Origin of the sequence: Helicobacter himalayensis, from assembly GCF_001602095.1 — a bacterium.
Classification (GTDB): domain Bacteria; phylum Campylobacterota; class Campylobacteria; order Campylobacterales; family Helicobacteraceae; genus Helicobacter_F; species Helicobacter_F himalayensis.
Map to the genome: position 1 here is coordinate 1,548,985 of NZ_CP014991.1, position 13,472 is coordinate 1,562,456.

At 36.8% G+C, this 13,472-nt stretch carries 9 protein-coding genes and 1 pseudogene; 1 reads left to right on the plus strand and 9 read right to left on the minus strand.

The annotated features are described in order from the left end of the window. Position 1 precedes the first annotated feature (1 nt). From A3217_RS07415 to A3217_RS07455, 9 genes and pseudogenes are all read right to left on the minus strand, one after another. Complete coding sequence (locus A3217_RS07415) at positions 2-1,756, minus strand: vWA domain-containing protein (RefSeq protein ID WP_066389254.1); 1,755 nt, start codon at positions 1,754-1,756, stop codon at positions 2-4. Continuing rightward, complete coding sequence (locus A3217_RS07420; RefSeq protein ID WP_066389255.1) at positions 1,753-2,100, minus strand: hypothetical protein; 348 nt, start codon at positions 2,098-2,100, stop codon at positions 1,753-1,755. The genes A3217_RS07415 and A3217_RS07420 overlap by 4 nt, the downstream gene beginning before the upstream one ends. Further along, positions 2,088-2,321, minus strand: coding sequence for a hypothetical protein (locus A3217_RS07425; RefSeq protein WP_066389256.1), 234 nt, complete (start codon positions 2,319-2,321; stop codon positions 2,088-2,090). Before A3217_RS07425 ends, A3217_RS07420 begins: the two co-directional genes overlap by 13 nt. 11 nt (positions 2,322-2,332) lie before the next feature. Next, positions 2,333-5,140 (minus strand): isoleucine--tRNA ligase, encoded by a 2,808-nt coding sequence (gene ileS, locus A3217_RS07430; protein WP_066389257.1) that lies wholly within the window; start codon positions 5,138-5,140, stop codon positions 2,333-2,335. A gap of 450 nt (positions 5,141-5,590) precedes the next feature. Then, positions 5,591-6,145, minus strand: coding sequence for an RICIN domain-containing protein (locus A3217_RS07435; RefSeq protein ID WP_066389259.1), 555 nt, complete (start codon positions 6,143-6,145; stop codon positions 5,591-5,593). A gap of 12 nt (positions 6,146-6,157) precedes the next feature. After that, positions 6,158-6,982 carry a cytolethal distending toxin subunit B family protein gene (locus A3217_RS07440; protein WP_066389260.1) on the minus strand — a complete coding sequence of 275 codons (825 nt, stop codon included), beginning with the start codon at positions 6,980-6,982 and terminating at the stop codon, positions 6,158-6,160. 9 nt (positions 6,983-6,991) lie between these two features. Continuing rightward, complete coding sequence (locus A3217_RS07445; protein WP_066389261.1) at positions 6,992-7,711, minus strand: RICIN domain-containing protein; 720 nt, start codon at positions 7,709-7,711, stop codon at positions 6,992-6,994. A 1,515-nt stretch (positions 7,712-9,226) separates the two neighbouring features. Next, a pseudogene (locus A3217_RS09705) lies at positions 9,227-9,364 on the minus strand (GmrSD restriction endonuclease domain-containing protein); the annotation flags it as partial. 278 nt (positions 9,365-9,642) lie between these two features. Further along, on the minus strand, positions 9,643-12,258 hold the full coding sequence (locus tag A3217_RS07455; protein ID WP_066389263.1) for an AAA domain-containing protein: 2,616 nt from the start codon (positions 12,256-12,258) through the stop codon (positions 9,643-9,645). 294 nt (positions 12,259-12,552) lie between these two features. Here A3217_RS07455 and A3217_RS07460 point away from each other — a divergent pair, with 294 nt between their 5' ends. Then, the gene (locus tag A3217_RS07460) at positions 12,553-13,437 is read left to right on the plus strand and encodes a putative barnase/colicin E5 family endoribonuclease (protein WP_066389264.1); all 885 of its coding nucleotides are present in this window, start codon (positions 12,553-12,555) and stop codon (positions 13,435-13,437) included. The last annotated feature ends 35 nt before the right edge of the window (positions 13,438-13,472 follow it).

A 13,472-nucleotide genomic window follows, 5' to 3' on the forward strand; every position in this document is an offset into this window, starting at 1 on the left:
TTCAAAGCTTCGCACGCCAAAAGGCGATAAAAAGTGCAAATAATCCTAAAGACAAAAAAAGCAAAGAATGTGTATTTTTATACAAAAACGAAAAATCCTGCGTGTTTTTAAGAAACGTCAAAATAGCGCTTTCATCGCTTTCATCTAAACTTGCCTGCACGCGCTCCCATAAATGCGCCTTATAACCAGAAAGCGCGAAATCCTTTGGCGCGCTTACCACCACCTTATTTTGAGAATCTTTAATGAGTGTGTTTTCAAACTCAATCACATCTCCTTGCATACTTGCAAACAGCCATAACAAAGCACCTTGCGTAGAATCTAGCCCTTTTGGTGTGGCAAAATCGCCATCACTTAAAAGCACAATTTTTTCTCCATAAAATTTTGCCATCTCAAGTGCTAAATCCACATTGCTAGCACCATTATCAAGCGCGTTTAAATCAAACTCCAAATGCTCCCCATAAGGCAAAGAGAGATTTTCCAAAAGCAGTGCCTGCGTGCTAAAATCACAGCTAAAAGGGGAAAGCAAATATGCGCTTTGTGAAAAAATAATGATACTAGAGCACAGCTTATGGTTTTTAAGAATCTTCGCAAGCTTTGTGGTGGCAAATTTCAAGCGCGTGGGATAAAGGTCTTTTGCAAGCATTGATTTTGAAACATCAAGTACAAAAACTGCATTTGAACTCTTTGGTAAATTACTCTGTGTCAAGCAAAGCGCGCACGCCGTGCAAAAGCAGATAAATGCGAGAAAAGCAAAGATTCTAAAATCCAAGAGCGCTTTTAAATTTTTGTGTAAAAAAAAGTTTTTCACACTTGCAAAAATCCCTAAAATCCCACTCACAAAGCCATATTTAAGCCACCAATACACAAGCAAAAACACAATTCCAAGCATAATAAAAAAAATCTGCAACGAGTAGCTGTAAGGCACGACTACGCTATGTGGGATAATCTCGCCAATGGCATCAAAAATAGAATCCAAACTTTTAGAATCTGTTGCTAAATACGCGCGCCCACCGCTTGTTTTTGCGATATATTCTAAGCTTGTCAAATCCGCGCCCTCGCCAATACTGATAGTAAAGATTCTCACATTTTTCTCAAGTGCCAAGTTAAGCAGCTCGCTTGTTTTCATCTTTGAATCCGTATCAAAGCCATCGGTAAGCAAAATAATGCTTTTTTGCGCATTTGGGTGCGTGGGCACACTTAGCGCAAAAATTGTGCGCGCCAATGCGTCATTTATCGCTGTTTTACCCCCAGCCATACCAAGACTTAGACTATCAATAAGCGCGCTTAAATACGCTCTATCGCTACTTAGTGGATTTAGCATAAGGCTATGCTCACCAAAAGGTACAAGCAAAATACTATCATAGGGATTTTTAGCGATAAATTTTTTACTCACACGCTTAAGCACCTCAAGGCGATTTGGGCTCTGCGTGCTTTGATTATGCAAAGTTTTTGGATCTTCAAAGTCGTTGATGTTCCCAAAGTCGTTCATATCCATAGAATGGCTCGTATCAAGCACGAGCGCGATTTGACTTTGCATTTTAGGAAAAGAAAATTCACTCAAAATAATATTTGGCTCTGCAAGCGCGCAAATAAGGCAAATCGTGCCCAGAATCTTCAAGCATTCTACAAATTTCACACTTTTTTTTGCGCGCATCATCTGTGCGTTCGCCACGAGCTTTGGCACAAAACGCGCAAACAAAAACAACACCACAAAAGGCAAAATAACAAGAAAGGCTAAGGGTGTATTAAAAATCATACACGCTCGCAGAGTTTTTGGTATTGGCTAAGGATTTCATCACTTAGTGGTGGTGGTGCGGGGCTAAATTTATACATTACAAGCTTAGATTCTAGCTCTTTGGCGAGACGAAACGCGGGGGAATTGTGCTTTAGCGCACGCGGATAAAGTGCGCTAAAAGTAAAGGCAAAGTTTTTAGAATCTGAAATATCTAGAGATTTGAGCGCTTTTTTATAAGGATTTGCACGAAAAAAAATAATTCCGCAAGCAACGCAAACACACACGCACAGCACACTTAGCCCAATATACACTAAAGAATGCGCCCAAAGCAATGAAGGTTCAAAAATATCAGCTAGCTCTTGCATTTTGGCTTAAAATATCTCAAAAGCAAGAAACTCACAAACGCTATGGCGCACACCACACCAATTGTGCTAAACGCCTCGACATAGCCAAAAGGCTGGTGCAAGTCAAAATACTGCCCCCCCAATTCTTTGGATTCTCGAGGCTCTTTTTGTAAAAACTGGCTAAGCCCTTCATTTGCGGTGTTTTCAACCTTATCAAAACTGCATATTTTTTGCTCTTGCATATTTGTGCCTTTTATAAACTTTCAAGACAGGATTCACAGCGCGCGCAGGGTTTCTCTATCGAGCTAGAGACAAACTGCCAGCAACGCGGGCATTTCTCCCCATTTGCGTATGTAAGCACAAATTCACAATTGCTAGATTCCCCAACCTCAGCGCCTTCAATGCTAAACTTCCCAAGCACCTCTCTATCTCCTTGCTCACTTATATGCCCCTGCTCACTTACAATCAGCCAATTTTTAAGCTCGCTAAATTCATCTTGCTTTGTGCTTAGAATGCAAAGCTCAAGGGAATTTTTCACCCTTTTTTCCTTCTTAAGAGAATCTAGCACCTCTCCAAACTTCTCCCTCACGCGCAATAAACGCTTAAAATTAAGCTCATTGTAAGAATCTAGCGCGCGCTTAGTGATTGTGGCTTGAGAAAAAATATCACAATTTTGCAAAGAAAAAATATCTTTTCCGCCCTCTTTTATCACTTCGCTTGCGTATGAAAACGCCTCATATGCGGTATAAGTGAGTGTCGGCGCGATTGCAAAAAGAACTTTTTTGCAAATTAATGCCATTGTAGTTTGTATGCTAAGCCTGCGCGCAGAAGTTACACTATCACAATACAGACTATCCTTGCATAGATCCATATAAATTCCGCTCAAAGTCGTGCTTAAAAAATTCATCAACACACTAAAAGCTTTAGCAAACTCATATTCGCCAAAAAGTTTTATTGCGTTTTGGCATTCTTGCTCCGCGATTTTTAGCACCGCCACATCAAGCGCGCTATCTAGCGGGGCGAGGCTTTGCAAGCCCTCAGTATTGGCAAGCAAAAAGCGCAGGGTATTGCGGATTTTTTTATACTGCTCGGCAGTTTGGTTGAGAATCTCGCCAGAGATTCTTTGGTCGTTTTGATAATCGCTCATCGCCACCCAAAGACGCAGAATCTCGCTCCCGTGCGTTTTTAGCACTTCTTGCGGAGCAATTGTATTGCCTTTTGACTTGCTCATTTTCTCCCCATTACCATCCATTGTGAATCCGTGCGTCAAAAGCGTCTCATATGGGGCTTTGTGATTTATCGCGCAACTTAGCAAAAGTGAGCTTTGAAACCACCCTCTGTGCTGGTCGCTCCCTTCTAAATACATACTCGCAGGACACGCGCCCGCATCATAATTCCCACTTTGCAACACAGCATTCCAAGTGCTACCGCTATCAAACCACACATCTAAAATATGCTTGCCTTTTTGCAAAAACTCCGCGAGGTGGGCAAAGTTTGGCGGAAGTAAATCTTTGACTTCCTTTTCCCACCACGCATCACAGCCCTCTTTTTCAAAAATCTGCGCCACAAAATCAAGCACTTCAGTATCTAATAACACAGAATCATCACGCGTATCGGTAAAAAACGCTATCGGCACACCCCAATCGCGTTGGCGTGAAATGCACCAATCAGGGCGATTTTGTATCATTCCCTCAATCCTGTTGCGCCCAGATTCTGGATAAAATCTCACATTCTTAAGCTCCTGCAACGCAATCTCACGCAAAGTCTTGCCCTCAAAAAACGACGTATCCATCATAATAAACCACTGCGTGGTCGCGCGATAAATCACAGGTTGATGTGAGCGCCAGCAATGCGGGTAGGAATGCGTGATTTTGCTCGCTTTCAAAAGATTTGCCCCCAAAAGCTCCAAAATGCGCGACTGCGCCTTAAAGACTTGCACGCCGATAAATTCTCTTGCATTTGGCAAAAGCCCTAGATTCTCCACAAGTGGCGAAAAACAGCCCTTGTCATCAACAGGCATAATCACTTCCAAACCATACTTTAGCCCGATATAATAATCCTCTTCGCCGTGTCCGGGTGCTGTATGCACCGCTCCTGTGCCGTCATTTAGGCTCACATGCTCACCCAAAATAATTACAGAATCCCGCCCATTAAGCGGATTTTTTGCCTTAAGATTTTCCAAACTCTGCGCGCTAAATTCTTTCACAATCATACCTAAGTTTAGTTCAGAATCTAGCCTTTCAAAAAGGCTTTTTGCCACAATCGCGCCATTTTGACAAAGCACATAAGTCTCATTTGGGTTTATAGCAATGCCGACATTTGCAGGAAGCGTCCAAGGTGTAGTCGTCCAAATCACAAGCCCAGCGCTCAGCGCATTATCAATACCAAGCGCACTTTTTGTATTTTCTTGCAAATCAAACTTCACAAAAATAGAATCTGAAACCTTATCTTGATACTCCACTTCCGCATCTGCAAGCGCGCTCTCACACGCCCAGCTCCAATAAATGGGCTTTGAACGCTGTGTGAGCAGTCCTTTTTTAGCAATCTCACAAAGTGAGCGATAAATCTGCGCTTCAAAGGCAAAATCCATTGTTTTATAAGGATTCTCAAAATCTCCAAGCACTCCAAGCGCTTGAAATTCCTCACTTTGAATCTTGACAAAATCCCCCGCCCACTCACGACAAAGCGCTCTAATCTTTGTTTTTGGAAGTGTGTCTTTTTTTGCCTTTGTGATTTTTTCCTCAACTTTTTGCTCTATGGGCAATCCGTGGCAGTCCCAGCCGGGTACATACGCGATATTTTCACCTGCAAAAAAATGATATTTCACCACCATATCTTTTAGGATTTTATTTAACGCGTGCCCGATGTGTAAATGTCCGTTTGCATAAGGCGGACCATCGTGGAGGTTAAAGCTTATTTTAGCGCTTGCATTGCGCGCCTTTATATCTTTGTAGAGATGATTTGCCTGCCATTGTGCATAGAGTTTTGGCTCATTTTGTGTGAGATTCCCACGCATAGGAAAAGGCGTATTTGGTAAAATAAGAGTGTCTTTGTAATCCATCGCACTACCTTTAAAAAAGTGATGATTGTTTAGATGTTGCTGTTTTAAGTGCGTGCGATTATAGCAAAAGAAAGTTTAAAGCTTATGGTCTTAATGTCTATGTTTTAGACGTAGATGAACTTTTAGAAAATTTTATTTTTAATCTGTGCGATAATGCGACTAAACACAATCACAAAGGTGGCTTTGTTAAAGTGAAACAAGAATTTTGGGCAAAAATGTAGAACTCCGCATTAAGGATAATGGCATAAGAATCCCCAAAGAATTACAAGAGTGCATACCTGAATGCTTCTTTTGCGTAGATAAAAATCATAGTAAATGGCGGAAGCGGGCTGAAGTTTTCTATTGCAAAATCCGTTTTAAAATCGCACAATGCCACTATAAGCGTCAAGAGCGACATAAGCAAGGGGAGTGAATTTTACACACATTTCACTCCAAAAGCCCCGCATAAAATTAAGGATTAATCAAAAGTGCTTGGCGGATTGGTGGATTAAGCAAAAACAAATTACTCAAATCCACAAAAGGAATACTACTATCCACATCACAAGGGCGTATCCCTATGCCTCTACCACTTGGAAGCGTAGGATTATTAAACACAGTCATACACTCATTTTTTTCAAGCACGAAGGAGCGGATTTGCACTGCTGGAGTGGTTGTTGGGATAATCGTATAAAGGGTTTCGTATTTTTTAGATTCCAAATCCTTTTGACAAGATTTACGCGTAAAAAACCCACTCTCATCAATCGCCAAACAAGTATCTTGCGTTCCAAGCTGGACAAACTGCACAGCCCCTAAATGAAAATCCTTAAAAGGGTCATCTCTTAGCATATCATCGGTTAAAGGAATATCACGCAATACCCAATTCCTATCCTCTCCAAATCCTACAATATCCCCAGAATACGCACTTCTTATAGAAACAGGCGGTGTGAATTCCTCAAGATCTGGAATCTCAGGACCTTCCCCATAAACATTAAGCACCAGTAATAAAGCTATAAATAATCTTTGCATAATATTCCTCTCCTAAAATTTACCAAAACGCACAGGAAAATGGTCTGAAGATAAATGTGAGCGCACACTAGTAGCCATTAATAATGCAGTAATAGCAGGTGGGGCAAAACGCGCTCTTGCATCTGGGGAACTTCTTCCAACCACAGCATAATCTAGAATCCTATTTGCACCTGTTCCGCTAAAATGTGTCGCAGAGTTTTGCGTAACAATATGCGTGTGATTTGTAATCCTTGTATCAAGCCCTGCCAATAAGCTCGCAGGGTCACGGTTAAAATCCCCAGCAATTATCCAATTAAGATTCGTGCGGTTAAGAAAATTATCATGCACAGCTGTAACTAAAGCCGTGGCATCTCCTCCACCACTTGCAAGAGCATGGATATTAAAAAACGCATCATTTCCGACTCTAATCCCAATAACAGGACGCGAAACATTTGGTGCAACCGTATTTTGAGAGATGACAAAAACCTCGTCAGCCTGACTTCCGCTTACAATGGCTAGATTCACCCTTCTAGCCCCAACATCAATATTTGCATAATAAATATAAACCATTCTTGGTCTTGAACGCGTCCCCAAATCCCAGATGTATTCTTGTATGGGCGTTCCACCGGGCTGTATAGCTCTACCAGTAGGTCTAGCACTTGCTGGAACGCTTCCTGCTTCTTGCACCATTAAAATATCCACAGGATTATCTCCTGTGATAAGCTGCCTAACACTAACATTCCATTTATTTTCTGTGCTTGCTGAAGAACCTTGCAGATTCCAAGTCCCAATAATATAATCCTCAATCTTCCCAAAAAGTAGGACAAAACTTAAAAGCATTAACATAAAAATTTTCATCACGAGCCCTTAATTATTCTCTATGCTAAAGACTAGCCCCGCATTAACAGGAGGCGCGATAATAAACCATTGTTGGTCGCTATTTAGCGTATTTGAGCGCACACAATCTGTTAAAAAAATACTAAAAAATCTTGTTGCTTGATTGTTTGGTGTTTGCAAACACTGCTTGGTTGCGACATTTTGAATTTGCACGGCTTGATTATCAAAAAGATTAAAAGTCCATAATTGACTAGGATCGTCCATATTGCAATAAGAGTGAATCACTCCATTTTTATACGCGCTCAAACAAGTGTTTTGTTTGATATTTTGGATAGCAACACTTCCATTTGCTTTAGTAAAAATCCGCCAAATCCTAGCCTCACCAAAGTCAAGACTATCTATCAGGGAATAGCCCCAAACCCAATTCCCGACATTTAATGCCCAAAGCGTTAGTACGCCACCTTCTGGACTCATAATAGACAAAGAATCAGAAGCTACACCACTAAGTCCGCTACTTCCTAACAAAGGCATTCTTGTATATTGTTTGTATTTTTGTTGCCCTTTTGCTTTGGTGCTTGGAGGCATTAATTTTTGAGATAAATCAGGTCCTTGCACTAAGCTTACTCGCTTTTGAGCATCAGCTTTTTTAGATTTAACAGGTGGGGTTGGGTATTTGCCAATCCCTAAATCTAAGCTTTTTGCACAGCCCACAAACAATAACACCATTAAAAGGATAAAAACCTTATACATAAAAAACCCCTTAATATAGTTTAGTAAATTTTTAGCTTTATTAGTCTTAAAGTTTCGTAAAAAAGGCTTGAAAGTTTAAAGGTAGTAAATTTGCTATAGATTTTTAAAAACATTGAAAAGAGTATGAAACTAGCTTACGTTACAAGCATTTTAAAGGATAAAAATTTATCTTTAAGCTTTGAAAATATTTTATCTGAGAAGTAAGATTTTTATAAAATATCCTTTAAAAAATCTTTCAATACTTCATAAATTTCTTGTTTTCTTTGCTCTATATCTTCTTTATCCCAATTGTGTTTTTCTCTCAGGCTAAGTTCTTTTGCTTCTTGGAATTTGAATTTTTTATATTCTATTTTGTTGCCGATTTGTTCTAAATATTCTTTGTGTGTTTCTTTATCCTAGCCATCAAAGTTAGCATTTTGCCATGGTTTTGGTAAAATATGCTCCACTTCAAGTTTTAAATCATTGGTTTCTTTAAACCCATTATAAAATATAAGCATATAAAAATAAAATATATTTCAGTTTCTTTGTATCATTTTACTTAAACATAGTATAAAAACTTTCAAATATCAAATATAGGGAATGTGTATTTTTTATTATGCTTTGTAAATATCATTCAGAATATCTGCATTGATTTTAAAAACCCTCTCCAAAATGAGTTTTGTTCCTGTTTGTCTGTTTAGAAATGGTAAAATAATGAGTTTGAGTCAAATTCCTTGCCCTTAAAATATTGTTTATTTTTCCACACCAAACAACTAACAAAAGATTTCCAACTTGCATAAAGAAATTTATCTAAAATAGTATCATTGTCGTCTATATCAAGATATTTTTCATCTTCTTTTGTGAAAAACACCACAATGCTAGATATGGTAGTATCATGTTAGCTGCCTCAGCTTTGGCAATATACGTCAATTGTGTGAATAAAAAATCTAAGCTATTGATTTTTCATTTTCTTCTTTAGCTTCTAATTCTTTCCAACACTGCGCGAATTCTTCGAGATTTTCCTCTAGAGTTTAAAAGCATTAAATATAGTATCGCGGATGTTTGACTATCACAAACTATAAGCAAAATAAAAAAAACATTGCTCTCGCTTCTTGTTGATAAACATTTTGCAAAAATTCTCCCAATCAAGCGTTCTGTCTTGTTTAAATTCTGAAAGTTCGTTATAAAAGAAAAGGTAATTTTTTACATAATTGTTTTTAAGTAAAGTTTTGTTATTTTCAAGCTCGATTGAGTCAATTTTTTCACCGAGCAAAACCTTTAAATTTTCTGAATCTCTCTGTAATTACTTTACTTTGAAGGTGGGGATTTTCAAATAAGAAATTTTCCTCATCAATATCATATTCCCATAGACATTTTCCAAAGCCTTCAAAATAACTCCGCTTTGCCATTTGTTTTTCATTTTTAAAGCTTTCGTAAAAAGCTCTAAAGAGTAGGCTTAAGGTTGTAGGTCTTTGTTGTCATCGATAATATCTAAGGTGTTTTTATCACCTTTACTTCTGTAAGCAACGATAGAACCTAAAAAGTATTCTTCAAGTTCTCCGAATTTCTATTGTCAAAAACTCTTATAATATCATCCCACAAATCCTCACGCTCTTTAGTCCCCCAATGATAAGGTCTTTGATATTGAGGGATTACAAAGCTATACCCTCCACTTAATAATTGAGTGACAAACTGTTTCTGCGAATCAAATTACATTAACTCTCCTTATATTTATTTTAAAGCCTGCACCATATCAAAAAAACAAATCAAGGGTTTTAAGCCCATATTTTGACTTAGAATTTCACAAAAGCCTTATAATTTTACTCGCTAAAACTCCTTTATCAAAGGGCAAAACAAAAAGATTCATTTTTAAACAAGACATTAGAACAATTAAGTCTTGTCTCTTCGAAAATTACTAAATCAAGCTTTTACTTGCTTGCTTCATTCTCACTTTACTTTCCACGCAATAAAGCCTCTATCCTTTGTTTTTCCTTACTTTGAGTAGTGTTTAGCCGTAAAAGAGGGATATGGTATTTTTCTAAAATACTATCTTTAATTTTATCTCTTTTGCTTTGTTTTTCTTCTTTATGATAGTTATAACCATCTACCTCAATACAAGCAACCAAGCCTTTATCAAAGCGGTTGTAAATCACAAAATCAATATGACTTAAAGGATTGAGCGCGAATTTTCTCTCTATTTCATTGAGTTTTTGTGTGTTGTTTAAGATTCTAGCCAAAGGGATATGAGTAACAAAATCTAAATGCGAAAATTCTGCTTTTGTAAAAATTTCATTGAGTAAAGCCGCTATAAGCTTTTCACTCTCATATACTAAATTAAAATCTTTAGCCTTAAGATGTTTTTTTAAATACGCCATTCTAGCCTTTGCATTTTCTTTATAAAGTAAGTCAAAGATTGATTGTATCTGGCTTTTAGAGATTTGAAAATTATGATATTGTATGAATTTTGCTAAATCACTTAGATGATTTTGACTTTGGAGCAAATCTTGTGAAATCACAAGTTTAAAATACCTTTTAGCACGGCTTACAGCTACATTTAAAATCTGTGCATCATTAAGAAAATCATTGATTTTATTATCCACAGCACTAAAGATTATAGTTTCCTTTTCTCTGCCTTGAAATTTATGTATGGTGTCGATTTCAAGTTGTGGCTCTGAGTTTTGAAGGGCATTTTTTTGCTCATTATAAGGGGTAATAATCCCAATATCTGTTGTTTGTTTTTTAAGTGTAGGGAGAATTTCTCTTTGTATGATTTCTATTTCTCTTAGATTAAACTTAGCCCTTGCGTGATTTCCTGAAGTTGTGATAAGCTCTAAAACATCTTTTTCATTTTTATCTTTTGAACGGATTATAAGCTCATTGTTATAAAATTTTTGATTGCAAAAGCTTATGATTTTAGGATGGCAACGATAATGCTCTTTTAGCAAAACCACAGGGCATTCTTTAAAAGTTTGCAAAGCAGAGCTAAGAAAATTATGCCTTAAATAATCATAATTTAATGCGGGCTTATACTGCTCATTTAACTCAAGAATTTTTAGCCTATGTTCATTTGTAATCACATTTCCAAGCTGCTTTTCATCGCCTACTATGAGGGCATTTTTTGCACAAGAAAGGCTTAAAATCCCTGTGAGTATATCCACGCAAGAAGCCTCATCGATAATAAGCCAATCAAATTCACAATTTAAAGTGTTTTTAATAGAATGCGTCGTGCTTAGCACTATGGGATATTGCTTTAAGAATGCTTTGGGGTCTTTTTGCATATCCTCCAAGCTAAAATGCCTTTTTGAAACATTTGCTTTTAAATGTGAATAAAGAAAATTTTCTAAGTAAATCAGCGATTCTTCTTTAAATTTTAAAAGCATATCTTCACTTTTTAAAAGCTCTAATCTTTTTTGAATCTGCTTATTAGCCCTATAAAGCTCCAAAATTTTAAAGCGATAATACAAATAATCTAAATGTTTTAAAATTTCGAGTTTTTCTTGTTTATAAAACGCAAAATCCCCTACACCCACCCAAAAAATCAAACGACATTTATCCCAAAAGCTTAGTTTTTGCTTGTGTTCTAAACACATTTTTTCTTTTAAGATTCTTTTAGAATGCAAATTTTTGCGTCTTTTGAAATTTAGAGCCTTAAAACTTGCTTTAAAATACCTAAATTCAAGCTTAAAGCTTGATAAAAGGTTTTGATTTTGCGCCTTTTGATTTTCTAAATCAAAGATAGTATTGACGCTTTGGCTAAGCACTTGCAATGCTTTTTCTTCCAAGCTATTTTTGAATCTAAAGGCAGGAGAAATAAGCTTTTGATTTTGTATGAATTTTTCTTTATTTTCTCTGCTTCCTAAAAACGCACACAAACAATCAAAACCATAGCTTTCTAATTTATCTAAGATATTTTTTAACGCAGCATTATTGTTTGAAACTACGGCTATGCTTTGTTTATGCAAGAGGACATTTGCGATGACATTTAAAATACTTTGTGTTTTACCCGTACCCGGCGGTCCTTTGATAATGCTTATTTGATGAGTCATCGCATTTTGCACGGCTTTGTATTGACTTTCATTAGAGCCAAAAGGGAAAATCAAAGGCTTTTTTAAACTCCTTTTTCTAGTAGCTTTTGGATAAAGATAAAATTCTAAAGCATTTAAATGGGTAATCTTTTGCAAAGCTCTTTGCAGTAAGGATTCTTCATTGGTATTTTTAAGAGAAACGATTTTTGCAATAGCCTTAAAATAATCCATATCTATTTTTGTATCACGAAATACAAGCTCTTTAGTCAAAACAAGCAAGCTTTCATTTTTGAAAAAAACCTTGCTATAGGTATCAAAACACAAAATTTTTTGCGCCCCAAAAAGCTTTGACTTCTCAAAATCAACCTGCATACTTATATCTCTAGCTTGTGAATGAAAATAAAAAATTTCCTTTGTGTAACTATAAATTTTAGGATTTTGATAAAACTGAACCAAAAGCTTAAAATCTTTAAATTCAAAGCTTTGGATTTGCTTTGTTTTATCTTGCTTTTTAAGCAGAATCAAATATTTTTGTTCATTCATTCTTGCCCTTTTGCAAGCAATTTAAGCAAGAAAAAACTTAAAAACTTCTTATCATTGTGCTTGTAAATAGCTTTTAAGGATTATAGTTTTTTGGCTTTCTAAAAGTTTGCAAGTGGAATCTAAATTTGTGATTTTGGATTCTACGAGGCTTGATTTCTAAAAAATATCCACCTTTCACAAAGTTCCTTAAAATTCCTAAATAGCCTACTTTTGCTCACTCGCACAAAAGAAGCTTTCCAAATTTCCGCACGCTTAGCTTCGCTATAAAGGCATTTTGGCACAAAAACAGGCACAATGGCGCAAAAAAGAACGCATTTAAAAAAAGGTGTGGAAAATCCTTTGGACTGGTATGATGAGTCTGGGCTTATGGGTGTTAAACTTGAACTTATACTTAAGGGAGAGGAGCAAGAGTTTTTAGACAATGGAGCTTGGATATATAAATATAAAGACATTAGAGAAGCAATACAAAAAGCTTTAAACATAACGCCTAATAAAGACTTTGGAACAAATTATGCAGAATATTATCACGATGGAAAAAATGCAGTTGAAAAACTCCTAGCAGAAGCAAAGGACTTTAAAGAAAGAGGGCAAAAAGGAGAATTTAGCGGGCAAGTTTATGGTGCGTTTTATCGCAAAGACTTAGAAGAGTTAAGCGGAAATGGAGATATTAGCCTTGTTTGGGGAGATTCTAACTTTGGATTAAAGCATATTTTAGACAAACACGAGGGAGAGTTTAAAGACCTACCTACGCAATTAAATAAGATTGTAGAAAGAGGAGAGTTAGAAAAAGGGCAAGATAACAAATACACAATTAAAACACTAGAGCATACTTTAGTTTTAGGAAGCAGAGACGGAGAATTTATTATAACTGCTTATAAAGATAGGAGAAACAAGAAGTTAGGAAATCACCAGACCGTTGTCAGTGGTGATTTCACAGATGAACCGCTAGGCAATAGCCATCTTCCACCAAACCTAACCAACACTTTACCACTTTTTGCTTTAAATGAAGTTAAACCTAAACCCAAAACAACAAGGGAGATTTTAAACGAACATAAAGAGCAAGGCTTAAGCGCAAAAGAAACATTAAAAAAGATAAAAGAAAATAAAGAGTTAAGGGAGAAAGCAGAAAAAACCGCGCAAGATTTAACACCAACCCACGAAACAAGCGCACAAGCATAAAATAAAGCCCAAGAGCTTGAAGCAAAAATACAGGC